We start from the raw sequence: 26086 nt of genomic DNA on the forward strand, positions 1-26086 counted from the left end.
TATCACCAGTCCTAAATAGTATAGAGCCCTTTTTTGATAAATTTTACTTAAATATGTGCTTTAAGGTAGGCGATATGTTCTTCACGTGTTGCCCAGCTGGTCGCAAAACGTACGATTTTATGTGTCTCGTTATACTTCTCCCAACAAGTGAATTTTATATATTCACTCAATCTTTCAATTGTTTCATTGTTCATAATAAAGAATTGCTGATTGGTTGGTGAATCTAAATAGAGTTGGTAGCCTTTTTCAACAAATGCTTGTTTTAATTGCATTGCCATATCCACTGCATGTCGACTGATATCTAAATATAAGTTATTTGTAAATAATTCAGCAAACTGAACACCAATTAAGCGGCTTTTCGCAAGTAAGGCACCGTGTTGTTTAACAATAGATGTAAAGTGCCTCGGCTCATTGTTGCTTGTGAAGACAATAGCTTCACCACATAAAGCTCCGATTTTAGTACCACCTATGTAAAAGACATCTGCATATTTGGCAATATCCTTAATATCTAAATCAGCTTCATCACTGACTAAACCATAACCTAAACGCGCACCATCAATGTATAATGGGATCTCATATGTTTTACACATGTTTGAGATGCTTTCTAATTCTGATTTTGTGTATAAGGTTCCGTATTCAGTAGGATAAGAAATATAAACCATACCTGGATAAACCATATGTTTATAGTTTGAGTCTTCATAGAAGTCATCAATATAATTTTTTACTTGATCAGCAGTGATTTTACCATTGTCAGAAGGTACCGTTAATACTTTATGACCACTGAATTCAATCGCACCGGATTCATGTACACTGATGTGACCAGTGTCCCCGGCAATGACACCTTCGTATTTGTTTAGCATTGCGTTAATTACAACTTGATTCGTTTGTGTTCCACCGACTAGAAAATAAATAGCAGCTTCTGGCATATCGATAGCTTGTCTGATTTTACTGATTGCATCAGCAGTAAATGTATCATTGCCGTATCCAGACTCCTGTACGTAATTAGTTTGAACTAATTTTTCTAAAACTTTTTCATGTGCACCTTCTAGATAGTCATTTTCAAAAGATATCATGGGTCCTTCCTCCAATTCATAGTATTTTTTATAATGCAATTCTATCTGCATAGCAAAAGAGGTATAAGTAGTACCAATATTCTGAAAACATTATTTAGAATTCAAGAACTAATGTACCAAAATCACATCTTTTCAAAAGTCTTATACAGTTAGAGAATGTTTTAATAATAATGCGGTTAGTTGATTGTGTCAACTACAAGATAATACTTTTATATTTTAATCTTGCAAAGCTTTGGGCTGTTAATACTGTAAAATAGAGGAGTTATATAAATTATAGCGATTTTTTGACAATTCATATTATGGCAGTAAAACAGACGCTTTTTTAAGTGATCATACATAAAAAAACTCTGATGGACTAAGCAGTCCATCAGAGTTTAACTAATTATTTATTATTGTTGTAAGTCAGCGATACCTTTTGCGATAGATTCGAACACATGAGGGATATCGTCTTTTTCGATACAGCTGAAAGCAACACGGATATCAGTTTTGTTCAAAGCAATTGTACCGATAGAATATGCTTCGATTAAGTGTTTACGTAATGCTTCCGCATCAACACCTTTAACTTGAATTGCCATGAAATAACCAGAGTTGAAATCATAAGGTGTCCAGTAAGCTTTAAATTGCTCATCATATACCACTGATTTTGTGACTTCATAACGTTCGCGTAGAGTATCGATGTGACGTTGCACATCCGCTTCAAACGCTTCACGATGTTCAGGTTGCAATACATATTGAACTGCACTTTGTGAAGGCATAGGACCGCTTGAGATATTACTACGGATTAAACCTTTAACTTTAGCTTCTAAGACAGCTTTAGTAATTTCATCATTAATACCGAAAGTAATAAAGCCGACACGTAAGCCCCAAGCAAAGAATTCTTTAGTTGCGCCGTCTAATCTCACCGGTAAGATATTTTCTGATTCAAGCTGTGTTAATGCTGAGAATAATGATTGCGTATAAACATCTTCATAGAATAGACCATAATACGCATCATCAACAATTGTAATCACCTTAGTACCGCGATCAGCTAAGTCTTTAATTGCTTTAGCGATAACATCAACTTGATCTGCAGTTGGTGTATAGCCTGTTGGGTTATTTGGGTAATTCAACAATAAGATGACTTTGTCTTGAACATAATTTTCTAAAGCTTCAACAAAACCATCAGTTGTGTAGCGATTTTGTTCATCAAAGATAGAATATGTTTGAATATCAGCACCATGACGCGTATTAAAAATTAATTTATAGTTGCCCCAGTTTTGTACAGGTAATAATAACGTATCACCAGCATTAACGAATAAGTCAGCTAAAATAGATAAGCCATGTGTTAATGCGTTTGTCACGATAGGTCTAGAAATTTGTTTTTGTTCTAGATCAGGATTTTCTTTTAGAATTTTTTCTTCCCATAACGCACGTAATGTTTCTAATCCTTGCGGTGGCGCATAAGGGAAAATTTCATCTGGATCTAGATGTTGGTATAAACCGTAGATTGTATCAGAGTATAATTTTCCATTATCATCTGTCGCCATACCAATTGTTGCGTTATACTTTGTTGCTTTAGCTTCTGCTGATTGAGATAAAATGCCTTTAGGATAAAACATGTGTTTACCTAAGTCAGACAGCATGTCCAATATCACAGGGTTAGATTGTGTAAGTTGCTCATTTAAATCAAGCGCTAATGGATTCATAATAATTCCGCCTCACTTTTTAAAGTCTTCATACATTACTATATTATCTTGAATGAGCTTAAATAGAAAGTAGAGAACGACGATTTTCAGAAAATATGGTCGATTATTCTAAATGTATCCTTAAAAATAGAAAAACTAACCATGAATACCCAATAATTATTTGATATACTGATTATATTTGAGGTGAAAATATTGAAACATTTGACTAAAATTTTTGTGATTATCGCAATTCTAGCGTTTTTAGCTGGTGCTTATTTTCAATTTATTGAAGATGAAGGCGCAAGTATTAAAATGTTTTTAGCGGCCATCATGTTCATGATTTGTGCTTTTATCAGTCGTAATAATGATCGGAAGAAAAGAGAACAGTATAAACGTAAAAAGTAACTGTACAAGTGCATTGTGCAGTTACTTTTTTATTGCTTCTGTGTATATACAATATATACAGGAAAGACTGATATTTGAGTGATTATGTAAAGATTACGTAAAAATCATAGACAAAACTGTTATATCTGTGTATACTGTGTATATACAATTAGGGAGGAAGTTAGATGAAAATACTGCTTAAGAATAATAGTGAATATCCGATATATGAACAAATCAAGCAGCAGATTAAAGAAAATATACTCAAAGGTTATATTTCTCCCGGTGATCATCTTCCCTCTATGAGAGAACTTGCGAAAGACTTACGCGTAAGTTTAATTACGACCAAACGTGCTTATGAAGATTTGGAGAAAGATGGGTTTGTGACCACAATCAGGGGAAAGGGTACTTACGTTAAAGAGCAAGACAATGCGATATTGAAAGAAAAGCAATTTATAGTCATCGAAGATTTAACGAAATCATTAGTAAAAGAAGCAAAAACAATCGGTATGCCGCTTGAAGAGTTGAATGAAATCTTAGCATTAATCTATGAGGAGGAAAATGAATGATAGAAAAAGCTATCGATGTACAGTCACTTTCGTATCATCATAAAAACTTCGAGCTTAAAGATATTTCATTTCATGTTCCAAAAGGTTATGTGACAGGTTTCATTGGCGCTAATGGTGCAGGTAAAACAACCATTATTCGTTTATTGATGAACTTGATTCATCGAGAATCTGGATATATTGAAATGCTTGGACATGAAATGCCGAAACAAGAAAGAGAAATCAAAGAACAAATCGGTTTTATTTATTCGGAATTATACTTGAATGAAAAATGGACAATCGAAAAAGTAGAGCGATGTATTGGACCGATGTATCGCAATTGGAATCATGATATTTTTCACCACTACATAGAACGATTTAAACTTCCGCTTAAGAAGAAGATTAAGACGTTTTCAACAGGAATGAAGATGAAACTTTCCTTTGCGATTGCATTTAGTCATCATGCGAAGTTGTTCATTTTAGATGAACCGACAGCAGGATTAGACCCTATCGCAAGAAATGAAGTACTAGAAATCATCCAAGAAGAACTCATTAATGAAGATGTTTCAGTTTTCTTTTCAACACATATAATTTCAGATATTGAGAAAATCGCAGATCATCTTGTTTATCTTAAAGATGGGCAAATTATCTTCAATGAACCGAAATATGTATTGTTGGATGATTACCAATTAATACGTGGTAGTGTTGAAGACTTGGATGATGAATTAAAAAGTTACATTATCAATTTGAAAATTAAACAAACGGGTTATGTAGGATTAACGAAAGAAGCGGATGCTTTCAAAGAAATCTTTGGTGACCGAGTAGAAATTTCTAAACCGACCATTGAAGAATTGATGGTTAATGTAGAAAAGGGTGGCTTAGATGAAGCAAAGCTTGGTGAAGTGTTATGAAGACATTGCTCAAAAGAAACTTACTATTAAGAAAATATACTTTAATTGTTTATGTTTTGATGATTATACTTGCGCCAGTTGTATTGCCATTGATTAAAGGTGATTCAGTATGGAGTTTTATTATTAAAAATATCTTTGCGGCGCTTGTTATGTTTATCATTATTTTTGATAGCGGACAAGTCTTCAGATTGCAATTTAAATTAGGCGGTAATAAAGCTTATTACTTCAATCACAGCTTACCTTTTTCAGCACGTCAGCAGTTAAATACACATTATTTAACAACACTTTTGTTAGCATTAGCAGGTGCAATCGTGTTGATTGTGTATAATGACGTGCCGCAAGGTGCAGAGATTAATAGTATTGAACTGATGACGCCTTTGACATTTATCGCAATTAACCTTTTGGGTCACGCACTCGCTTTCCCCAAAAGTTCTGAAGTCAGAAGGGATTTTATTCCTTATTGGGGCTATATTGTTGTTGCGAATATTGTTGTACCGATTTTAATCGCAATTGGTTTCTTGTTGATCGCAGTTGTGACAGAACGTTTTGATATGATGTCAGACAAAATGGTGGAAGTTTATATCAATAGATTTGTGCTTTGGTCTGGCTTATTATGTATCGTAATTTTTGTAGGAACATATTTTTATCAGCTTAAAAAAATTAATTCAAATCAATAGTCATTTAAAAGGAGGTCTTTTGATGAAACTTGAACATATTACAAAACAATACGGTTCTAACAAGGTATTAGATAATATTGATTTTAAATTTGATCAAAGCCGTATTGTCGGTTTGATTGGGAAAAACGGTGTAGGTAAAACGACATTAATGAAAGTCATGAACGGCAACATTATTAATTACTCAGGAAAGGTAAATTTAGGTCCTGATGAACGCGTCGGTTATTTAATTGAGCACCCTAAACTTTATGATAATAAATCAGGCTTATATAATTTGAAAATCTTTGCGCAAGTCTTAGGTAAAGGCTACGACAAAGCTTATGCACAAAGTATTATTGATGCATTCGGCATGGCGCCTTATATCAAAAAGAAAGTTAAAAAATACTCTATGGGTATGAAACAAAAACTTGCGATTGCAGTGTCATTGATGAATAAACCGAAATATTTAATTTTAGATGAACCGACAAACGGTATGGATCCAGATGGTTCAATTGATGTGCTTGAGACCATTCAGCGATTAGTTAAAGAGTTAGATATGAAAATTTTGATTTCGAGTCATAAATTAGAAGACATTGAATTAATTTGTGACCGTGCAGTGTTCTTAAGAGATGGCCATTTTGTACAAGATGTGGATATGGCGAAAGGGACACCGACAGATGTGACAGTCTTGGAATTAGGAAAAGACTTATCAGATGAGAAATTTAAAGAGGTTTTAGATTATTTGACGATTCATTTCAGTATCTTACAAAGTCATAAAGATTCTGGTGAAATTTCATTAAAATCAATCAAAGATTACAAAGAATTATTAAAAGGACTTGCAGGTTTAGACGTCTTCCCAGAATACATTGAAACACGTAAACAATCATTACGTGATACGTACTTCAATATTAATCAAAGAGGTGAGAAAAAGTGAATCTATTCCAACTCGTAAAACATGACATTATCAGTATCTTAAGAAGTCCATTAACGTATTTAGCACTTATTTTAACATTACTTCCAATTATCGGGATGACAGCATTGATTAATCAACAAATGCATAAAGTAGATGGAGATATTATTATGGCCATGGGCAGCTGGTTCTTCTCTATAGTTGGATTACTGTTTATGATTAAAACAATCACAAGAGATATTTCTCAAGGTACGATTCAATTGTATTTAAACAAAACGAGCAATCGTATAAAGTATTTCATTGCGAAAGTCTTATCTATCGCATTTATCGCGATTTTAATCACAGTGCTTTTAGATGTGCTTGTTTTAATTATTCAAGCCGTTACAAAAGGACCTGATGTGAAAGATGAGAAGATGTTGCAGATTTTATGGTTCTACTTTATTTTCTTATTATTCTTTGGTCTGTTGTTATTCTTGGTAGCGTTAATCGTACCAAAACCAGCATTGATTTATGCGTTAGGTATATTCTTAGTCTTGATTGTGCCATTTGCGGAACCATTTCTACCTATGATTCCGAAAATTGGAGATGATATCCAAAAAGCATTGAAGTATATTCCGTTCAGTTATTTAACGAACAAAACAACAACAGGGGACTTCAAATTCAGTAATTGGCAATGGTTTATTTCAACGGCTTCGATTGTTGTCTTATTTGTTGCTAATACGCTATACATTACAAAAAAAGATATTTAATCAAAAAAGCCGGAATGCTAGTTCATGTACTCTAGCTTCCGGCAGTTTTATTATGGGTTCAGTAATTTGTTCATGATAGAGTTGTAAACTTCTTTCCAAAGATTTGAATCTGTTTTGAAGCGGTTGCTGATGACAACATGAGTTTGTTGTACGGCTTCATCATAATTTTCATCATCTTTATCTGGAAGTAATTTTTTTCTAGTTTCTTCAACGAAGACTTGTGCAGCTTTTGCGCGTGGGCCCCATACATTTTCTTGTTCGTATTGATCATTTAAGAATACGAAAATTGGAATTGCACGTGCTTTACCATTCGTTAAATATTGATCAATCAAGTCTGTGTCTTGGTCTCTATGAAAGACGCGTACTTCGAGGTCTAACAATTCGCTGATATGTTTTAAGATCGCAATATTCATCATGGCATCCCCACACCAATCTTCAGAAATTGCGAGTACTTTACGATATGACTTTTGCTTGACTTGTTCGATACGTGAATCATCTTCAGGTACTGTAAAACTTTCATAAATCTTAAGCAGACCTTCTTGATTTTCTTTCATCTCAGAGATATACGTATCTAAATCTTGAGCATTTTGAAAATATGTTTCTAGTTTTGTCATCGATAAAACCCCCTTTGTTAATTGATAATATTATATCAACAAATGATTCAGAATTAAAAGGAAAGGTTGTGAAAATTCTAAAGATTATATAGTGTTGCAAATGTAGTTAATATATTTTGAAGAAAAAGTAATATATAAGTGAAATAGCACCGTGCAATTTCTAAAAATAGTAGTATGATAAATATGTGCGAAAAATACATACGAAAGAGCAGTAAAAAGGAGTGATTCTTTTGAAGTATAAATTAGTCGCAGTACTTATGTTTTCAACGATAAGTGTAATAACTTTATTGATTTCAGGGTATATGAGTAGTACAAAATCAGTTGATTTATCAGAAATGACAATTAACAATATGAAGATGAATCAATCATTTAATCCAAAGGGTTTTAATGAAAATCATAATATTCAAGTCGACCGCTTTGCGTTTTATTACAATGATAAGCATCCTAATTTTGTGGTGAAAGTTGATAAGGCACATCATAAAATTAATGGAATGGTTGTTATTAAGGATAAACAAATTGAAACGAACATGGGCTTTAAAGTAGGGGATGATATCAGCGATGTCATTCAAGCACTAGGCAGCAGTTACCAATTAACAGAAGGTAAGAATGGTTATAAAACGTTGAATTACGTTGATAAAGAAAATCATTTAAAACTTAAAGTCTTATATCAAGATGATGAAATTAAACGAATTGAATATTTCAAATGAGAATTCTAATTAAAGATGGCGTACTTGAAAGGCAATTTAAGCGGCCATCTTTTTACATAAGATAATATTTTCTTTAGGCCAGAGGGGAAACATTTTAAAAGCTTTGCAAGTTAAAGTATAATTCAAGTAGATTTTGGAGGTGGCCATTGTGAATAAAATTACATTTTTAAATGATTTAGAAAGTGAATTAAGATGGTTGCCTAGAGACGAAAAAGATAAAATTATGTATGAATACGAAGATGTGTTCTACGAAGGTGAAAGAGAAGGGCGCTCAGAACACGATATTCTAAATGAAATGGAAAGCCCGAAAAAAATAGCGAAAGAAATTTATGCGCAAAAAGCTATCAAGAATGCTGAATATGCGCCGAACGCACAAAATGTCACCAAAGCTGTTCTCGCTACGTTAGGTCTAGGCATTTTATCTTTAATTATCATATTGATTCCATTATTCTTTGTGGTTATATTTATGATTATATTATTGCTTGCTTCGCTCGTACTTTTATTATCTCCAATCATTTTATTTGTAGCGAATGTGATGAGCGGATTTTCACAATTTGTTTTCAGCGATTTCCTATTTGCCTTTAGTTACACAGGTCTTGGAATTATCTTTATTGTCTTTATCTTCAAGTTGGTTGAAGTGATTTATAAATTAATTCTGAAGTATTTACGTTGGAATTTGAAATTGATTAGAGGGAGCATAAGCGCATGAGAAAACTTTTATTAATTGGCATGATCACGTTTGTTGCTTTCTTCTCACTCGGCACTTTAGTCTGGTTTGTTCATGATCAAAGTAATTTGCCAGAGGAGCGTGTTGAAAAGACATTTTATAATAAAGACATTCAAGATATTTCAATCAGCGGCAATCGTGCAGACATCAAAATTGTACAAGGTAAGGAATTGAAGCTTAAATATAAAGGACAACGTCCTATTAATTTCTCAGAACATAATCATATCCTTAAAATTTCTGAAGATAAAAAGGATGAAATAGCGCCTAATATTAATCCATACAAAAGAACGAAACAAGAAATGATTGTCGAGGTACCAAAGAAACAATTAAATGATATTAATATTTCAACAGATATCGGCGCAATTAAATTGGATGGTGTACAAGCTGCGACAACCACAATTTGGAATAACATTTCAGATGTACATATTAAAGATTCCAAGTTGGAAAGTGTAGATATGAAATCAGAGAGCAGTAAGTTGGCATTTGAAAATAGTACGTTAAAAAACGGCAATTTCAAAATTCATTCTGGCGGTATCAGTGGAGATCATTCATTAGTAAAAGAAAGTATTTTTATATTAGGTACGGGTCATATCAATTTCTCAAAGATGGCGAATTCTTGTGATATTAAAGCCTCAACGAAAAGTGGCAATATTACATTAAGCTATTTACATCCGCCGAAAGATACATTGTTAAGATTAAACCCTGCTGAAGGTAAGAAGTTGGTAAAAAATCCTCACTTTAAAAATGATAAAGTCGGTAAGGGTGAAAATGTTTTAGAATTCTATACGAATAAAGGTAATATCACAATTGAATAATGAACGTTTCATCATAAAAAAACGATTTTCATCAAATGTTAGATGAAAATCGTTTTTTTCTTTGTCTATATTTTATTCAATTATAATGTGCTGGATTCTGTTTGTTGTTGTTCTAAAACGCCGTCTTCCATTTGGTATACTTTATCGCAGAATTTCATTAAACGTTCATCGTGTGTTACGACAAGACAGGTTTTATTTAATTCCTTGGTTTTTTTCTTTAAGATGTTCATGACTTCCATCGCATTTTCAGTATCTAGTGAAGCGGTGGGTTCATCAGCTAAGATAATAGATGGATTTGTATACAATGCTTTGACAATCGCAACACGTTGTTTCTGACCGCCAGAAATTTCGCTTGGCAGCTTATTTTGAACTTCACTTAAACCTAATCGTTCTAATAAGTTAGTCAATGCTTCATCACTTAGCACATCTTTCTTTTGTTTTTTCAACAAGGTAAATTGCTGTTTGACTGTTAAGAAAGGAACTAAATTTGTGGCTTGCAAGATAAAGCCGATTTCGTTCATACGCGTATGTGCTAATTGCTTTTGAGAAAGATGTGTAATGGCTTGGCCATTCACATAAATTTCACCTTCAGTCGGTGTTTGTAATGCTCCGGCCATCGTCAAGAACGTACTTTTTCCTGATCCAGAGGGGCCGATGATGCCGACGAGTTCGGTCTTATTAAATTGTACTGTCGTTGGTTTAACAGCTTCGATAATTTTATTACCATCTTTAAAACGCTTCGTGACGTCTTTAAACTCTAACATTAGTATTTTCACTCCTTTTTATCCAATGGCTTTTAATGGGTCTACTTTACGGATCGTTAAAATAGAGAACAGACTTCCAATGAGTGATACGACAATCAAGACAAGTCCATAGATGATTAATGTCACAGGATTAAATGCGACAGGCACAGCATTCGGTAAAAAGGCACCTGTGATTAGTGTCAGTGCTAACCCGATTAATGTACCGATTAAAGAAATCATAAAGGTTTGTGCTAAAACGACTTTAGCTAAGTAACCACTTGTGAAACCTTGTGCTTTCAATACACCGAATAAGTTTGTTTTTTGAAGTGTAATGACATATAAGAAAATACCGATGACTGTTGCTGAAATAATAAATAAGAAAGTAATCATAAAGTTAAGTGTCAGATTTTGTGCAGTGTAACCAGGTAAATTTTCAACGAAGTTTTCAATGCTGACCGCTTCTAAATCAGAATTGAGTGATTTATCTTTCCAATCTTTGTCACGAACCACCACAGCATTCGTTTTATCTTTGGTTAATTTCGGGTTGATACTTTGAATTGTATTATAATTACCGAATAATACAGGTGATGCGTTATATTTTGCGCTTTCCGTAAATCCAACAATTTTCAGCTTTTCATCTGATTGGGATAAAGATAATTTATCGCCGATTTTAAACCCTTTATCTTTTAAAGTTTCATCTGCGATGACCTCATTATCTTTATTAAATTTATGTCCTTCTAGTAATTTAGGAATTAAGAATGATTGTTTGGATACGCCGAATAAGAGGGCATTTTCTTCTTTTTGACCATTAGAAACAATAACGGCAGATTGTTTGAGTAACGCGGATTCTTTAAATGTATTTTTTGTTTCTTTTGTATCGAAGACAGATTGAGCGACAGTTTGATTCGCATCTTTATTTAAGACAATCGCATCTGCATGCCATTTATCTATACCTTCACGGTTCATATTAATTAAACCGCTCGCAAGGCCTGAAAGTAAAAAGAGCAGGTAACTGATCATAATCAGCACACCGATGATTAATCCGAATTTTAATTTATTTCGTTTCATCTCGTTCCAAGCTAAAAACATAGGAGAACTCCTTTCGAGTATTTAATTTTGAATGTTGAGTTGATTATGATTGAAGACTATCAACTTAATTAATCAATTATAACTTATATGACTCAAATATGAAAAATAAAACAAAATGTATCTAACTTTTTTTGCGAATACTTTTAATAAAAAAAGTGGGTTGGGAGTTAATTTAGATTGGGATAAAGAATTTCAAGATATTCTTAAATCAAGTAAAGTCTTGTTTTTTCTAATAGAGCAGATAAAAATAAAAGCGAAAAGACTTTAGCACAGTGTCTTTCCGCTTTTAATCTATTATTCAGATGCGAAGGCAATGTCTGTATCGATTTCGCCATGAAGAGAGGTAATGTCTAGTTCGTTGTGGTTAAGCCATTGATTAAAATCAATACATACAGGTGTTTGATTTTCGCCTAAACTGATCCAAGCTTTCATTGTTTCTGGTTGATACATAGATGTATGAATAGTACCAGACCAGCTGCTGAAGAGCTTACTGTAAATTTCATATTGCGGATCATTAAAAACTTCAAAAGCTTTCATTTTATCCATATGGATATCTGTTTGTTTTAAAGTTTTAGCTAATCGTGCTTTAGATTCTTTGGTGTAGTTACGATTTTCATGCGTCAGCAACTTGAAATGGTTAGTGCACGTACGATCATAACGTACATCTAGACCTCTAGGTGTCACTTCTACAATCGCGTGTTGATTATGTTTATCCATCATAATGTAACTGAATGAACTACGATGAGGAATTTCTTTTAATAAACGAATGGCTTCATCTGTATCACGACAAAGTTCTAAAATTAAGCGTCCAATCATATAACAAACAAACCCGTCTTGCGGATGTTTACGATGCATAAAATTATAGCCCATAGCGAGACCCGCAGAATTAAGCCCATCCATTCTGCCTGTGACGCGAGAAGTAGGACCAATTTGGGCTAATCCACCGTCATTTGGTTCATATAATAAATAGCGACCATCATATGTGGCAGGGTGATAGTCATAATTGCGCACTAAATAATTGTCGCCAAGAAAGACTGTACAGCCACTGTCTTTCTTAATAGGTGTAAAGCGATAGTGTGCAAAATTAAAAACAATTTGTCTAATCGGTAATTCAAGCACTTCACGCATACCCATTAATTCTTCCCAAATTTGCGGTGCATATTGTTGGAAGATTGCATGTGTTTCATTAACATCGATATCAAAGCGTGGTAAGCGTTTCTTCCATTCTTTTTCTCTATTTTGCATGAGTTTAGTTGTTTTCATCCACTTGCCTGTTTCAACACCTAAATCATAATGTGATCCTCGAAATGTCATAATATCTGAGTGTACTTTTTGCATTCAAAATAACCCCTTAATGTTTCTCTTGATAATGTTACAAGAATGTAATTATTTATTAATAGACTTGGGAAATCAAACCATATTATAATATATATGTAGAGAAAAAACTGTAAATACGGTTTGTAAATGTCACTTGAAACGAAGATAGATTACGTTTAGAGGTGATTCATATGGTACAAGATTATTATAATAAAGCATATGCCGCTGTTTACAGATGGTGGAGAGGCGCGTAATACGTAATTCTTGTGATTTTAAGAGGTTAACCTTTTTCGGTTAGCCTCTTTTTAGTATAATGGCTTTAGACATGCTTTAGCTTTTTTAATATAGGGTATATGTTTTAATGACCAATTTAAGTATGCTATTATTAGAGCATGCAGGCGATTATTTTTATAGAGGTGAAATCAAAATGTTAGACTTTATTAAAGGCTTTTTTAAATTCTTCTTCAGTTTAGCACTTATCGTGTCAGTTGTAGTTGGCGTAGGTGTGGCTGTATTTGCTTTCATCTTCAAGAAAGACTTTGAAGATATCGAAAGAAGAACAAAAGAAATCGTTGCTGATATTGAATCAGGCAACAGTAATTAATTGTAATAGAATTAATGTAAAAGCACTTGCTGAGTTGAATTCAGCAAGTGCTTTTTTCATGAGCCTAAAAGGCTAAGAAGCGTTATGACATAATGTGATTTGGACAATATCAAGCAAAGAAAGTTTAATTTGCTGCTGTTGTTTCAGATTGATACCGATTAAGACTTGATCTAAGTAATTGATTTTGTCTGGCATCATTTTGATAGTTTGTATCCAACCTCCTTTAAAGTAGCGCACACGAATGGGACATTGTTCTTGAAATGCGATATGAATCTGTTGGTTCAATTCATGAATTTGATCTTCAGATAAAATAGGGCGTTCTATCTTAGTTTGATCTACCGCATATTGATGCAGACGTTCAAACTGTTCGGGCAATGTCGCAAAAGGTGCCCATTTCACCATGCCTCTGCCCATCGGGATATTCGCATCGAGCTCCTCCCGTGGAATTTTTCGATAATCTGTTTCTTCTTTAGACGTTTCCAACACTATCACCTGCTTGAGTAAGAGTTGATAACTTCATTATACGAACACTTGTTCGTATTTTCAACTGTAATTAATAGTTTAGCAGAAGAAAACCGTTTCAGAATTGAACTATTATCATTTTTCAGAATAATCCCGTACAATAGGAGGTAAGATGAGGAGGTAATAATATGACGAAATCAGGTTATATTGGATCTTACACAAAGAAAGAGGGTAAAGGGATTTACCGCTTCGTACTAGACGAAGACAAAGCAGCAGTCACTGAAGTTGCGACTGCCTATGAAATTGAGGCTTCTACTTTTATTGCACGCCACAATCAATTTTTATATGCGATTACGAAAGAAGGCGAACGCTGCGGTGTCGCAAGTTTCAGAGTTGAAAATGACGGCACATTGACTTTACTTAATAAATGCTTAGACTCTGTTGAAGGCACAGGATGTTATATTTCTGTATCAGAAGATGGCAATTATTTATTTGAAGCGGTCTATGGTGCAGGACTTTTACGTTTATACGAATTAGATGCAGCAACAGGTGAAGTTGTACGTTTAATTGAAGAGTTGGAACATAAATATCCGACAGGCCCGCATGAACGTCAAGAACATGCACATGTCCATTATGTGCAACAAACTCCAGATAAAAAATATGTTGCTGCGTGCGATTTAGGTACAGACAGAGTAGTCAGCTACACATATGATGAAGAAGGCTATCATGAAGCAGCGGTATCTGAATTTACTGCAGGTTATGGCCCACGCCATATCGCATTCCATGAAAATCAACCTTATGCATATGTTGTACATGAACTTTCAAATAAAGTGAGTGTTACCAAATATGATGACGGCCATTTTGAAGAAGTAGGCGTTTATGTAACGATTCCAGATGACTTCAGAGAAGCAACGAAACTGGCTGCAGTACATTTATCTCATGACCAACGTTTCTTATATGTCAGCAACCGTGGTCACGACAGTATTGCAGTATTCGAAGTCAGCGACAAAGGTGACACATTAAAATTAGTTGAAATCGTGAAAACTGGCGGTGAATTCCCACGTGACTTCAATATTTCAGATGATGATCAATATATTGTATGTGCACATCAAGAAGGGGATTCTCCAGTGACTGTTTTAAAACGTAATAAAGAAACAGGCCAACTGACATTAACAGATGACAAACAACATGCTGCAGAAGGTGTCTGTGTCATTTTTGATTAAAGTAAAACAGTTGTAAATGTATAGAGTAACCAGCATCTTTTGATAGGTGCTGGTTTTTTTATGGAATTGTTATAAGAATTATTTATCATATGAATTATAAAAGGTTATGTAACCGTTTGCATGATTTTGGTTAAATATACGGATTTTTGTGATAAAATTAAAAAAACAACATGTACAGGGGTGCTTTAAATCAGTATCAGATTTAATTTTCGATTGATTTAAAGTAAAACATGTTGAATTCAAGGGGGGATTGGTTATGCGTCATTCACAACAAACAACTTTTCGCATACCGGGACGTCTGACATTCTTTTCTCAACCAAAGAAACAAAAATCTTATAACTTAGGCCAATTAATAGGTTTGATTTTAGGACCTGTACTCTTTGCGTTGATTTTAATGTTTGTACATCCTGAAGGTTTATCACATCAAGGGGTTTTCGTTTTAGCAAGTACTGCATGGATTGCGGTGTGGTGGATTACAGAAGCGATTCCTATTCCGGCAACCAGCTTAATGCCATTAGTGCTGATGCCGATAGGTCATGTCATGGATCCTGCACAAGTTACTTCTGAATATGGTAATGATATTATTTTCTTATTCTTAGGCGGCTTCGTGCTTGCGATTGCGATGGAAAGATGGAACTTACATACACGCGTAGCTTTAATTATTATCAATAGTATCGGAACAAGTACTGGGAAAATTTTATTAGGCTTTATGTTAGCAACTGGCGGCTTATCAATGTTTGTATCTAATACAGCAGCAGTAATGATTATGATTCCAATCGGCTTAGCGATTATCGCAGAAGCGAAAGCTTTAAACGATAAAGAACATCATAAACACAATTTATCTAAATTTGAAAAGTCATTAGTCCTTGCGATCGGTTATGCAGGAACGATTGGCGGTATGGGAACATTGATTGGAACACCGCCTTTAATTATTTTGAAAGGGCAATACCATACAGCATTCGGTGAAGAAATCAGCTTTGCGAAATGGATGTTGATTGGTATTCCGACAGTTATTATCTTATTATTCTTGGCTTGGGTTTACTTACGTTTTGTTGCCTTTAAACAAGAATTGAAACATTTGCCTGGCGGTGATGATTTAATCAAAACCAAGTTGAAAGAATTAGGCAAAGTCACATTTGAAGAGAAAGTTGTTTTCACTGTCTTTACCACAGCAAGTATTTTATGGATTATCAGAGAGTTTTTACTCAAACAATGGGGACCGACCTCACTTGTTCAAGATGGTACGATTGCGATGTTCGTGTCAATTATATTATTCATTATTCCAGCTAAAAATAATAAAAAATACAAACGCATTATTGACTGGGAAGTTGCGAAAGAATTGCCATGGGGCGTACTGATCTTATTCGGAGGCGGTTTAGCTTTAGCAAAAGGTATTTCAGAGAGCGGCTTAGCGAAATGGTTAGGTGCACAATTGACAGCATTAAATGGTGTCAGTCCTTTACTCATCGTGATTGTAATCACTATGTTTGTGTTATTCTTAACAGAAGTTACATCCAATACAGCGACTGCGACTATGATTTTACCAATTTTAGCAACACTATCTGTCGCAATCGGCGTGCACCCATTATTATTAATGGTGCCAGCCGCAATGGCTTCAAACTGTGCTTACATGATGCCAGTCGGTACACCACCGAACGCCATTGTCTTCGGGACAGGTTTGATTTCTATTAAGAAAATGGCAAGTGTCGGCTTCTGGGTCAACTTAATCAGTGCAGTTCTCATTATATTAGTAGTTTATTTCTTAATGCCATATGCATTAGGTATAGATATTAGCGAACCATTAAAACCACTTAAATAATAATAAAGGAGATAGGCTAAAGTATTGTACTTTAAACCTATCTCCTTCTTTTATGTTGATTTTAATTATGATTTAAGTGTTGGTGATTGATAGATGTGTGAAAGGTTGCGACGTTTGATTTGTGCAGGTTTTAGTTCGGGTTGATCAAAATACAGACCATCAATATCATGCAATGTTAAAGTTTGTGATGTATCAAACTGATTCTCAGCAATTAATACATCTTTGTGCTGCGTATTATAGTAACCGCGAATATGAATCGCGTCTTTGGTCATAGGCCCTTCAAACTGGTTATTAATAATATAAAGTTCACGACCGCCTTGAGCTCCCATACGTTGTCCAGTCAGTACATCTGCAGTGTTTTTATCATCTTTCGTGCCTAAAAAACGCACGCCGCCAGCACAATTTAAGAAATGATTGTCCATGATATATAAGCTGTGTGCTTTAAAAGGTGTCAACGCAAAATCTTGTGTTTGATGGAACGTGTTGCGATAGATAAAAATATCGTGATAAAACTGATTGTGACGTGTTGCATGTGAACCGATTGCGCGATTCCAACTCTTAAAGCCTGGTGTTTCTGAAGGACCGAAATAGCATTCAGAAACCATAGTGTTTCTTGTAATTGTACCATCTCGCGTTCCGAATTTAGGGAAAGCACCTGGTACTTGAATATCAAGTTGTATTGCTTCAGAAAAGCTGCGATCACCATCAATATCTAAAAAGCCTTCGAAACTGCAGCGTGTGATCAGCGTATCTTCAACACCGCATGCATCAATTGCGTGACCGCCGACGATGTCTTTGAAGCGAATATTATATAATACAATACTTTGTGCGTGACCTAAGCACATCGCAGTGTTGTTGTCTGGAATACGACTGCCGTTCATATCGAATGTACCGCCGATAATTGTGATATGGCTATTGCCGGTATAACCATGATAAAGTCCATTTCGCATCCCATTTTTAAGTAATGCATCTTTGCCTTGACGCTTAATAATTGCTTCTTCATGTAAGAATAGTGTCGTGCCTTCATAAATCGTTAAGGCACGTTTGACATGAAATTCTCCTTTCGGCACAAAAATCATACTGCCTGGATGTTGTTTTGCGAGATTTAATGCATGCTGTAATGCTTTTGTATCCTTATGTTTATTTTGACCTGTTAATCCGAATTCAGTTGGGTATATCAACATGGTTTTGACCTGCTTTCTTTATTTCATTGTTTGTATAAAACGGGGTAAACTCGATAATTTGTCAAATTTAGGTTATCCTATTAATTAACAAGATATCACAAAATTGGGGGTAACGCATTATGGCAAAAAAAGCTTTAATTGTTGTAGATTATTCATATGATTTTGTCGCACCGGACGGCAAGTTGACTTGTGGAGAACCTGGTCAGGCGCTAGATAATTTTATCGCAGAACGTATGGAAGCGTATGATAAAGAAGGGGAAGCAATCTTTGTCATGATGGATTTGCATTATGAAAACGATCCGTATCATCCAGAAAGTAAATTATTCCCGCCGCATAATATCGAAGGCACTTCAGGAAGAGATTTATACGGTAAAGTTAAAGATGTTTATGAAAAAATTGAATCACATGAACATGTGCATTATTTAGATAAACGCCGCTACGATTCTTTCTTTGGTACACCTTTAGATAGTTTATTACGTGAACGCGGTATTACTGAAATCGAAATTGTTGGTGTATGTACAGATATTTGTGTACTGCATACAGCTATTTCCGGTTATAATAAAGGGTATGCAATCACTATACCGACAAAAGGTGTTGCATCGTTTAATCCAGAAGGTCATAACTTTGCGTTAGAACATTTTAAAAATGTCTTAGGTGCGAAGGTAGAATAACAGAATAGACTCGTGATAAAATAGGATTAAATAGGTATGAATTACAATAATTAATGACAAGGAGTGTCTCAGGACATGGAAAGTACTTATATTTTCGGGCATAAAAGTCCAGATACAGACGCAATTAACTCTGCCATCATTATGGCTGAATTTGAACAATTAAACGGCAATACTTCTGCGAAAGCATATCGCTTAGGTGAAGTGGGCCCTGAAACGCAATATGCTTTAGATTACTTTAAAGTAGAAGCACCAGAATTATTATCAGATGATTTAACAGGTAAAGACGTTATTTTAGTAGACCATAACGAATTCCAACAAAGTGCAGATTCAATTGAAGGTGCCAATATCCGCCACGTTGTGGATCACCACAGAATCGCTAACTTCCACACAGCTGGTCCGTTATGCTACCGTGCAGAACCATTAGGTTGCACAGCAACAATTTTATACAAAATGTTCAATGAAAAAGGCTTTGATATCAAACCGGAAATCGCGGGTTTAATGTTATCTGCCATCATTTCAGACAGCTTATTATTCAAATCACCAACTTGCACTGAGCAAGATAAAGACGCAGCAAAAGCATTAGAAAAAATTGCTGGTGTAGATGCACAAGAATACGGTTTAGAAATGTTAAAAGCAGGTGCTTCTACATTGAATAAAACAGCAGTTGAATTAATCAATGCAGATGCAAAATCATTCAACATGGGTGATTACACAGTACGTATCGGCCAAGTTAACACAGTAGACTTAAATGAAATTTTAGGCCGTCAAGCTGAGTTAGAACAAGCTATCACTGAAACATTAAATAATGCTGAATATGATATCTTCGTATTAGTTGCGACAGATATTTTAAATAGTGATTCAGCTATCTTAGTATTAGGTGAAGACAAAGATAAAATTGCGCAAGCATTTGGTGTTGAGTTAGATAACAACACAGCATTCTTACCAGGTGTAGTATCTCGTAAGAAACAAATCGTACCGCCAATCACTGAAACATTATCATAAGCAGTTAGACGCTGTTTATACATGAATATAGATTAAACTGGAATGGGCTAAGATGATAAACAAACAAGCATTCATTGTGTCATCTTGCTTTTTCCAGTTTTTTATTATAAATTTTGGTAATTGAAGTGTTGGTAAAAGTAATAAAATCATTATAAAAGATTAAAATTAGGGTAAAATTGAGTAACAAGGATAATTGTACGAAAGGAGTTAGAGAACCTTTGAAATCAATCGAGGAAAAATTTAAAGACTGCCAAGGGTATTTTAAAACGCATATTACTAAAGATATTAAATACCGTAGAAAACAACTTAAAGCATTGAAACATGCGATTAATAAATATGAAAATCAACTTTTAGCCGCATTGCATTTAGACTTAGGAAAAAATAAAGTAGAAGCGTATGCGACCGAAATCGGTGTCGTATTAAAAAGTATCAGTGCCGCTCGTAAAGATATACATAAATGGGCGAAAACGAAACAAGTGAACACGCCGCTCTATTTGTTCCCGAGTAAAAGTTATATTAAAAAAGAACCATTAGGCACAGTTTTGATTATCGGACCTTTCAACTATCCAGTTCAACTTGTATTTGAACCTTTAATTGGTGCGATCGCAGCTGGTAATACAGCAATTATCAAACCTTCAGAGCTGACACCGAATGTAGCTTCTGTGATTACAAAAGTCATTGAAGAAGCATTTGAATCAGCTTATATTACTTCAGTTGAAGGCGGTGTTGAAGAGACACAAGTCTTGTTAGAACAACCATTTGATTATATTTTCTTTACAGGCAGTGAACGTGTCGGACGTATTGTATATGAAGCAGCAAGTCGTCATTTGACACCTGTGACGTTAGAACTTGGCGGCAAGTCACCGGTTATTGTAGATGAGACAGCAAATTTGAAAGTCGCAAGTGAACGTATTGCGTTTGGAAAATTTATCAATGCGGGTCAAACATGTGTAGCCCCTGACTATATCTTGGTCCATGAGTCGGTCAAAGCAGACTTAATCAAGGCCTTGCAAGGTACTATTAAAGAGTTCTATGGCAAAGAACCGGATAAAAGTGAAGATTTCGGACGCATTGTGAATGATAAGCATTTTGAGCGTTTACAAGCGATGATTCAGGACAATCAAGATAAAGTGGCTATCGGCGGTGAAACACATGAACCTTCACGTTATATTGCGCCAACGGTATTAGATAACGTGACTCCACAAGATTCAGTGATGGAAGAAGAAATCTTTGGACCGATTTTACCGTTGTTGACGTATCAAACATTTGATGAAGCGGTCGAATTTATTCAAGCACGAACACGTCCGTTATCACTCTATTTGTTCAGTGAAGATGAAAATAATACGGATCGTGTCTTAAATGAACTATCCTTTGGCGGCGGTGCTATCAATGATACGTTAATGCAGTTAGCGAATCCAAATCTGCCATTCGGCGGTGTAGGCGCTTCTGGTTTCGGTAAGTATCATGGTAAGTATTCGTTCTATACATTCACACACGAGAAATCATATATTTATAAAACTACACGCTTAGAATCTGGAATAATATTCCCGCCTTACAAAGGGAAATTCTCTTATATTAAAAACTTATTCAAATAGTAAAATGAAATATCTGATTGAAGTAGAATAACAATAATAAAACTGGGTCGAACTTTGAAAGCAAGGTTCGACCCAGTTTATTTAGAATATATCTTATTTAGTTTGTTTCTTGAAAGAACCGATGATTTTCACTTGATAATCTAAGGTTTCAAGTATTTTAATCACTTTGTCTAATTCAGAATTAAGCGTAGCATCGGCTTGGACAAAGAAACGATATCTGCCTAATTGTGTTTTAAGCGGACGTGATTCAATCCAAGATAAGTTGATATTGAAAATTGCGAATGTATTTAAAATATTCGCAAGCAACCCGGCTCTATCTTGTTCTGGTGTAATCATTAATACAGTATCTGTCGCATCTTCAGCGATAGTTAAGTGATTACCTATGATTAAGAAGCGGGTCACATTATGTGGAAAATCTTCAATATTTTGTTCAATTGCTTCTAGACGATGATCTTCATTGATACCTAGCGGTGCAATCGCGCCCGTATGTTCATCAATAAAATCTAAACTTTGAACGGTACTTTCTGAATAGCCGATTTGAAATTGATGACGCTGGATAAATTGGTTAGTTTGACTGATTGCAGGTGCGATAGAATATACTGTATCAATCGCTTCAATTGGTGTACCAGCTAAAGCATATAATCCGAATTGGATATTTAAATGGATTTCACCAATAGCGTATATATTTTGATGTGCTAAGCCATCTGCGATGATGTTGATTGTTCCTTCAATTGAATTCTCAATCGGTACAATACCAATGCTATCTGAGTCATTTTGAACCGCTTGAACGACTTCATATAAGTTGGATTTTGGATGATAGTCAGCTTCTGTTTCTGTTAAATACTTTTTAGAAGCAAGATATGAAAATGTACCCCTTGGACCTAAATAATATAAATTCATTTTTGCATTTCCCCTTTGATGTGACGCACAGTTAATGGAAAGGGCACCCAGTTGTTTCTGCTGGTTTCTTATAAAAGAAATTTGGTTCTTTCATCACATTTTTATACCCATGATGATAGTTCGAAACCAGAGTAGGTGACAGTGATGGTACGAGCCAAGACCATTTTCCAGTAACTTCACGATTGGCTTTTGCTTCATTGGATTCAAAGTGTTCGAATTGTTTAGCAGCTGTTAGGTGATCGACAATCGATGCGCCTACTTTTTTAAACGAATGATACACTGCATCATTCAGTTCTACCATAATACGATCTTTATTGAATGAAGTATTTTTAAGTGTATCAAATTCAAACGCTTCTGCAACTTTTTCTATTAAATTATAGCGGTATGTGTCAGTAAAATTACGTACAGCAATTTCATTTACCATATACCAGCCATTAAATGGTACTGTTGGATAAGTAATACCGCCGATTTTTAAATCCATACTAGAAATAATAGGTACTGCATACCATTTCAATCCTAAGTCAGCGAGTTTAGGGTAATGGCGGTGTTCGATTGGAACTTCTAGGACCAGTTCTTCAGGTAAATCATGCAGGCGCGGGAAGCGCTCACCAGGCAATTTATAAATCAATGGTAAGACATCAAAATCTGTACCTGCACCTTGCCAACCTAAGTGTTGTGCAGTTTTAGTCATCTCGCGTTCCGCAGGATCCCCAGCATCTTCATAACCTGCATAGCGAATTAATTGATTATTATAGATGATAGGCGGATGATCTTCTTCTTGCGCATAAATCGTAATGTAAGATTGAATTTTTCCACCGTTTGTCGCTTCGTCTAAATGTTTGTGGATAGATTCGATAAAGGCATCATTGTCTTTGACGTCACGTGCATCTTGAACGATTAACGTTTCCCAAAATAATCGTCCGATACAACGATTGGAATTACGCCAGGCCATACGTGCACCATATGTTAGTTCTTCCGTCGTATGGTGATACGTGCCAGTTTCGTTAATTTCCTTTTCGATTGCTTCTAATCTCTCTTGAATAACATTTTCGTCATAATTCAACTCTCGATACATTGTGTGAATAAATTCAGTCGCTTTCTCTAATAACATTTTCTTCACCTCATCTTTATTATAGGAGTAATAAGGGAAAACCCCTAGTAAAGATGTCACACAAAATATAGAAATCCAACTAAATCTGACAAAATTATTACATTAATAAAAAAGTATTTACAAAATTAATTGATTTAATTTCAATTTCGGTACAATTGTACGAAGAATGACATACCCCCTAACGGGGAATGTATAAAAGCCTATAAGAATGTGATAAACTAAACAAAAAAGGTTGATTGGGGAGAAAGTTATGTATCAATTTAGAGATGACAGCTTAATGCTTCATAATGACTTATACCAAATTAATATGGCTGAAAGTTATTGGTATGATAATGTTCATGAAAGAAAGGCGGTCTTTGATTTATATTTCCGCAAGATGCCATTCGACAGCGGTTATGCTGTATTTAATGGATTACGCAGAATTATTCAATTTATCGAAAATTTCCATTTTACTGAAACGGATTTAACATATTTAAAATCTATTGGTTACCAAGATGACTTTTTAGATTATTTGAAAGACTTGCGCTTTACTGGAAACATTCGAGCAATGGAAGAGGGCGAAGTATGTTTTAATAATGAGCCTTTAGTAAGGGTAGAGGCACCATTAATTCAAGCACAATTAATTGAAACGATTTTATTAAATATCGTTAACTTCCATACGTTGATTGCGACAAAAGCAAGCAGAATTAAACAAGTCGCACCTAACGACTTATTAATGGAATTTGGTACAAGACGTGCACAAGAAGAAGACGCAGCATTATGGGGAGCAAGAGCAGCTATTATCGGCGGTTTTGATTCTACAAGTAATGTCAGAGCGGGTAAATTATTCGGTATTCCTGTATCGGGTACACATGCGCATGCTTTTGTACAAACTTATGGTGATGAATATGTTGCATTTAAAAAATATGCAGAGCGTCATAAAGACTGTGTCTTTTTAGTAGATACTTTCCATACGTTAAAATCAGGTGTGCCGACAGCGATTAAAGTGGCACAAGAATTAGGCGATAAAATCAACTTTATCGGTATACGTTTAGATTCAGGTGATATTGCTTACTTATCTAAAGAAGCACGTAAAATGTTAGATGAAGCAGGTTTCACTGATGCGAAAATCATTGCATCTAACGATTTAGACGAAGAAACAATCATGAGTTTGAAAGCACAAGGTGCAAAAGTCGACTCATGGGGTGTAGGTACGAAGTTAATCACAGGTTATGATCAACCAGCATTAGGAGCAGTTTATAAACTTGTTGCTGTAGAAGATGAATCAGGTGAGTATCAAGACCGTATTAAACTATCAAACAATGCTGAGAAAGTAACAACACCTGGTAAGAAAAATGTTTATCGTATTATTAATAAAGCAACAGGTAAAGCAGAAGGGGATTATATTACACTTGCACATGAAGATCCATATGCAGAACAACCATTGAAATTGTTCCACCCGGTGCATACGTATAAAAGTAAGAAAGTAAAATCATTCGAAGCGATTGATTTGCATAAAGATATCTATACTGAAGGTAAATTAGTTTATGAATTACCACACGAAAAAACAGCCCAAGCCTTCTTAAAAACAAATTTAGAACATCTATGGGAAGAAAACAAACGTTTCTTGAACCCTCAAGAGTACCCTGTTGATTTAAGTAAAGCATGTTGGGATAACAAACAACAAAAAATCTTTGAAGTCGCAGAAGATGTCAAAGAAATGGAGGAACGACATGAGTAGTGAATTGCAGGATATTATTGTTAAAGAAATGAAAGTTAAACCATCCATCGATAGTGAAAGTGAAGTCCATGAACTCATTCACTTTATTAAACACTATGTTCAAAGTCATGGTTTTATCCAATCGTTAGTATTGGGTATTTCAGGCGGCCAAGATTCAACACTTGCCGGTCGTTTGTGTCAAATTGCGGTAGAACAGTTACGAGAAGAAGGCAGAAATGTACGCTTTATCGCAGTTAAGTTACCATATGGTGTACAAAAAGACGCAGATGAAGTTGAAGATGCTTTGAAGTTCATTCAACCAGATGAAACTGTCACGGTTAATATTAAACCGGCAGTTGATCAAAGTGTTAATGCATTGAATGAAGCTGGATTTGAATTAACAGACTTTCAACGCGGTAATGAAAAAGCACGTGAACGTATGAAAGTTCAATTTGCGATTGCGGCAAACCAAAGCGGTATTGTCATCGGAACTGATCATTCTGCAGAAAATATTACAGGCTTCTTCACAAAATATGGCGATGGCGCTGCAGATATAGCGCCTCTATTCGGCTTAAATAAACGACAAGGGCGTCAATTATTGGCATACTTAAATGCACCGAAACATCTTTATGAAAAAGTGCCGACTGCTGATTTAGAAGATGACAAACCGCAACTTCCAGATGAAGAAGCATTAGGCGTGACTTATGATGCGATTGATGATTATTTAGAAGGCAAACCTGTGTCTGAAAAAGATCAAAAAGTAATTGAAGGCCACTACTTAAGAAATGCGCATAAGCGAGAATTAGCATACACGCGCTACACTTGGCCAAAATCAGAATCATCGAAAGAAAAAGAGTGACAAATAATCAGTCGACTGATAAAATAAGCTGTATTTCAATTTGAAAAGAGGTAATATAT

The 26086-nt window shown here is 35.0% G+C and carries 27 protein-coding genes; 17 read left to right on the top strand and 10 right to left on the bottom strand.

What is annotated here, in order from left to right; translation table 11 throughout:
- Positions 1-47: 47 nt before the first annotated feature.
- A complete protein-coding gene (locus HMPREF3031_RS10250) occupies positions 48-1073 on the bottom strand; it encodes a threonine aldolase family protein (RefSeq protein ID WP_002481714.1) in 1026 nt (341 codons plus the stop codon).
- Positions 1074-1462: 389 nt separating this feature from the next.
- Positions 1463-2758 (bottom strand): aminotransferase class I/II-fold pyridoxal phosphate-dependent enzyme, encoded by a 1296-nt coding sequence (locus tag HMPREF3031_RS10255; RefSeq protein ID WP_002481713.1) that lies wholly within the window; start codon positions 2756-2758, stop codon positions 1463-1465.
- 192 nt (positions 2759-2950) lie between these two features.
- Here HMPREF3031_RS10255 and HMPREF3031_RS10260 point away from each other — a divergent pair, with 192 nt between their 5' ends.
- From HMPREF3031_RS10260 to HMPREF3031_RS10285, 6 genes are all read left to right on the top strand, one after another.
- The gene (locus tag HMPREF3031_RS10260) at positions 2951-3142 is read left to right on the top strand and encodes an SE1626 family protein (RefSeq protein WP_002481712.1); all 192 of its coding nucleotides are present in this window, start codon (positions 2951-2953) and stop codon (positions 3140-3142) included.
- Between the two features lie 164 nt (positions 3143-3306).
- The gene (locus HMPREF3031_RS10265; RefSeq protein WP_002481711.1) at positions 3307-3687 is read left to right on the top strand and encodes a PSM export ABC transporter transcriptional regulator PmtR; all 381 of its coding nucleotides are present in this window, start codon (positions 3307-3309) and stop codon (positions 3685-3687) included.
- The gene (locus HMPREF3031_RS10270) at positions 3684-4574 is read left to right on the top strand and encodes a phenol-soluble modulin export ABC transporter ATP-binding protein PmtA (RefSeq protein ID WP_002481710.1); all 891 of its coding nucleotides are present in this window, start codon (positions 3684-3686) and stop codon (positions 4572-4574) included. The genes HMPREF3031_RS10265 and HMPREF3031_RS10270 overlap by 4 nt, the downstream gene beginning before the upstream one ends.
- Complete coding sequence (locus tag HMPREF3031_RS10275; protein WP_002481709.1) at positions 4571-5251, top strand: phenol-soluble modulin export ABC transporter permease subunit PmtB; 681 nt, start codon at positions 4571-4573, stop codon at positions 5249-5251. The genes HMPREF3031_RS10270 and HMPREF3031_RS10275 overlap by 4 nt, the downstream gene beginning before the upstream one ends.
- 22 nt (positions 5252-5273) lie before the next feature.
- Positions 5274-6161 carry a phenol-soluble modulin export ABC transporter ATP-binding protein PmtC gene (locus HMPREF3031_RS10280; RefSeq protein WP_002481708.1) on the top strand — a complete coding sequence of 296 codons (888 nt, stop codon included), beginning with the start codon at positions 5274-5276 and terminating at the stop codon, positions 6159-6161.
- Positions 6158-6886: a phenol-soluble modulin export ABC transporter permease subunit PmtD gene (locus HMPREF3031_RS10285; RefSeq protein WP_002481707.1), complete on the top strand. Its 729-nt coding sequence runs from the start codon at positions 6158-6160 to the stop codon at positions 6884-6886. The genes HMPREF3031_RS10280 and HMPREF3031_RS10285 overlap by 4 nt, the downstream gene beginning before the upstream one ends.
- 50 nt (positions 6887-6936) lie before the next feature.
- Here the strand turns inward: HMPREF3031_RS10285 and HMPREF3031_RS10290 are convergent, their stop codons facing one another.
- Positions 6937-7500, bottom strand: a complete 564-nt coding sequence (locus HMPREF3031_RS10290; protein ID WP_002481706.1) for a thioredoxin family protein — start codon at positions 7498-7500, stop codon at positions 6937-6939.
- 221 nt (positions 7501-7721) lie between these two features.
- Here HMPREF3031_RS10290 and HMPREF3031_RS10295 point away from each other — a divergent pair, with 221 nt between their 5' ends.
- The 3 genes from HMPREF3031_RS10295 (at position 7722) to HMPREF3031_RS10305 (ending at position 9749) form a co-directional block, all read left to right on the top strand.
- Complete coding sequence (locus HMPREF3031_RS10295) at positions 7722-8207, top strand: hypothetical protein (RefSeq protein WP_226956295.1); 486 nt, start codon at positions 7722-7724, stop codon at positions 8205-8207.
- A 148-nt stretch (positions 8208-8355) separates the two neighbouring features.
- Positions 8356-8916 (top strand): HAAS signaling domain-containing protein, encoded by a 561-nt coding sequence (locus tag HMPREF3031_RS10300; protein ID WP_002481704.1) that lies wholly within the window; start codon positions 8356-8358, stop codon positions 8914-8916.
- Entirely contained in the window at positions 8913-9749 is an 837-nt protein-coding gene (locus HMPREF3031_RS10305; protein ID WP_002481703.1) for a DUF4097 family beta strand repeat-containing protein, read from the top strand. The genes HMPREF3031_RS10300 and HMPREF3031_RS10305 overlap by 4 nt, the downstream gene beginning before the upstream one ends.
- Positions 9750-9829: 80 nt before the next feature.
- Here HMPREF3031_RS10305 and HMPREF3031_RS10310 read toward each other — a convergent pair whose 3' ends face one another.
- The 3 genes from HMPREF3031_RS10310 to HMPREF3031_RS10320 all read right to left on the bottom strand — a co-directional run bounded on the left by HMPREF3031_RS10310 (position 9830) and on the right by HMPREF3031_RS10320 (position 12919).
- The gene (locus tag HMPREF3031_RS10310; protein ID WP_002481702.1) at positions 9830-10513 is read right to left on the bottom strand and encodes an ABC transporter ATP-binding protein; all 684 of its coding nucleotides are present in this window, start codon (positions 10511-10513) and stop codon (positions 9830-9832) included.
- A gap of 18 nt (positions 10514-10531) precedes the next feature.
- Positions 10532-11581 (bottom strand): ABC transporter permease, encoded by a 1050-nt coding sequence (locus HMPREF3031_RS10315; protein ID WP_061054655.1) that lies wholly within the window; start codon positions 11579-11581, stop codon positions 10532-10534.
- Positions 11582-11875: 294 nt separating this feature from the next.
- Entirely contained in the window at positions 11876-12919 is a 1044-nt protein-coding gene (locus HMPREF3031_RS10320; protein ID WP_002481700.1) for a C45 family autoproteolytic acyltransferase/hydrolase, read from the bottom strand.
- A gap of 406 nt (positions 12920-13325) precedes the next feature.
- On the opposite strand from HMPREF3031_RS10320, the gene HMPREF3031_RS10325 reads away from it, so the two are divergent.
- Positions 13326-13502, top strand: coding sequence for a hypothetical protein (locus HMPREF3031_RS10325; protein ID WP_096754678.1), 177 nt, complete (start codon positions 13326-13328; stop codon positions 13500-13502).
- Positions 13503-13574: 72 nt separating this feature from the next.
- Here the strand turns inward: HMPREF3031_RS10325 and HMPREF3031_RS10330 are convergent, their stop codons facing one another.
- On the bottom strand, positions 13575-13988 hold the full coding sequence (locus tag HMPREF3031_RS10330; RefSeq protein ID WP_083317893.1) for a YolD-like family protein: 414 nt from the start codon (positions 13986-13988) through the stop codon (positions 13575-13577).
- A 164-nt stretch (positions 13989-14152) separates the two neighbouring features.
- Here HMPREF3031_RS10330 and HMPREF3031_RS10335 point away from each other — a divergent pair, with 164 nt between their 5' ends.
- Together HMPREF3031_RS10335 and HMPREF3031_RS10340 are read left to right on the top strand one after the other, a co-directional pair.
- Entirely contained in the window at positions 14153-15187 is a 1035-nt protein-coding gene (locus tag HMPREF3031_RS10335; RefSeq protein ID WP_002481697.1) for a 6-phosphogluconolactonase, read from the top strand.
- A 256-nt stretch (positions 15188-15443) separates the two neighbouring features.
- On the top strand, positions 15444-17006 hold the full coding sequence (locus HMPREF3031_RS10340) for an SLC13 family permease (protein ID WP_002481696.1): 1563 nt from the start codon (positions 15444-15446) through the stop codon (positions 17004-17006).
- Between the two features lie 65 nt (positions 17007-17071).
- On the opposite strand, the gene HMPREF3031_RS10345 is transcribed toward HMPREF3031_RS10340, so the two are convergent.
- Positions 17072-18190: a glycosyl hydrolase family 28-related protein gene (locus tag HMPREF3031_RS10345; protein ID WP_002481695.1), complete on the bottom strand. Its 1119-nt coding sequence runs from the start codon at positions 18188-18190 to the stop codon at positions 17072-17074.
- Between the two features lie 119 nt (positions 18191-18309).
- On the opposite strand from HMPREF3031_RS10345, the gene HMPREF3031_RS10350 reads away from it, so the two are divergent.
- The 3 genes from HMPREF3031_RS10350 (at position 18310) to HMPREF3031_RS10360 (ending at position 21458) form a co-directional block, all read left to right on the top strand.
- Entirely contained in the window at positions 18310-18861 is a 552-nt protein-coding gene (locus tag HMPREF3031_RS10350; RefSeq protein ID WP_002481694.1) for a cysteine hydrolase family protein, read from the top strand.
- A gap of 75 nt (positions 18862-18936) precedes the next feature.
- Positions 18937-19863 (top strand): manganese-dependent inorganic pyrophosphatase, encoded by a 927-nt coding sequence (locus tag HMPREF3031_RS10355; RefSeq protein WP_002481693.1) that lies wholly within the window; start codon positions 18937-18939, stop codon positions 19861-19863.
- A 218-nt stretch (positions 19864-20081) separates the two neighbouring features.
- A complete protein-coding gene (locus tag HMPREF3031_RS10360; protein WP_002481692.1) occupies positions 20082-21458 on the top strand; it encodes an aldehyde dehydrogenase in 1377 nt (458 codons plus the stop codon).
- Between the two features lie 93 nt (positions 21459-21551).
- Here the strand turns inward: HMPREF3031_RS10360 and HMPREF3031_RS10365 are convergent, their stop codons facing one another.
- Complete coding sequence (locus HMPREF3031_RS10365) at positions 21552-22358, bottom strand: prephenate dehydratase (RefSeq protein ID WP_002481691.1); 807 nt, start codon at positions 22356-22358, stop codon at positions 21552-21554.
- A gap of 31 nt (positions 22359-22389) precedes the next feature.
- Positions 22390-23469: a nitric oxide synthase oxygenase gene (locus HMPREF3031_RS10370; protein ID WP_002481690.1), complete on the bottom strand. Its 1080-nt coding sequence runs from the start codon at positions 23467-23469 to the stop codon at positions 22390-22392.
- Positions 23470-23719: 250 nt separating this feature from the next.
- Between HMPREF3031_RS10370 and HMPREF3031_RS10375 the strand changes: the two genes are divergently transcribed.
- Positions 23720-25189 carry a nicotinate phosphoribosyltransferase gene (locus HMPREF3031_RS10375; protein ID WP_002481689.1) on the top strand — a complete coding sequence of 490 codons (1470 nt, stop codon included), beginning with the start codon at positions 23720-23722 and terminating at the stop codon, positions 25187-25189.
- Positions 25182-26027, top strand: a complete 846-nt coding sequence (gene nadE, locus HMPREF3031_RS10380) for an ammonia-dependent NAD(+) synthetase (protein WP_002481688.1) — start codon at positions 25182-25184, stop codon at positions 26025-26027. The genes HMPREF3031_RS10375 and nadE overlap by 8 nt, the downstream gene beginning before the upstream one ends.
- Positions 26028-26086: the final 59 nt, after the last annotated feature.

This window comes from Staphylococcus sp. HMSC072B07 (assembly GCF_001815505.1).
In the GTDB taxonomy this organism is placed as follows: domain Bacteria; phylum Bacillota; class Bacilli; order Staphylococcales; family Staphylococcaceae; genus Staphylococcus; species Staphylococcus simulans.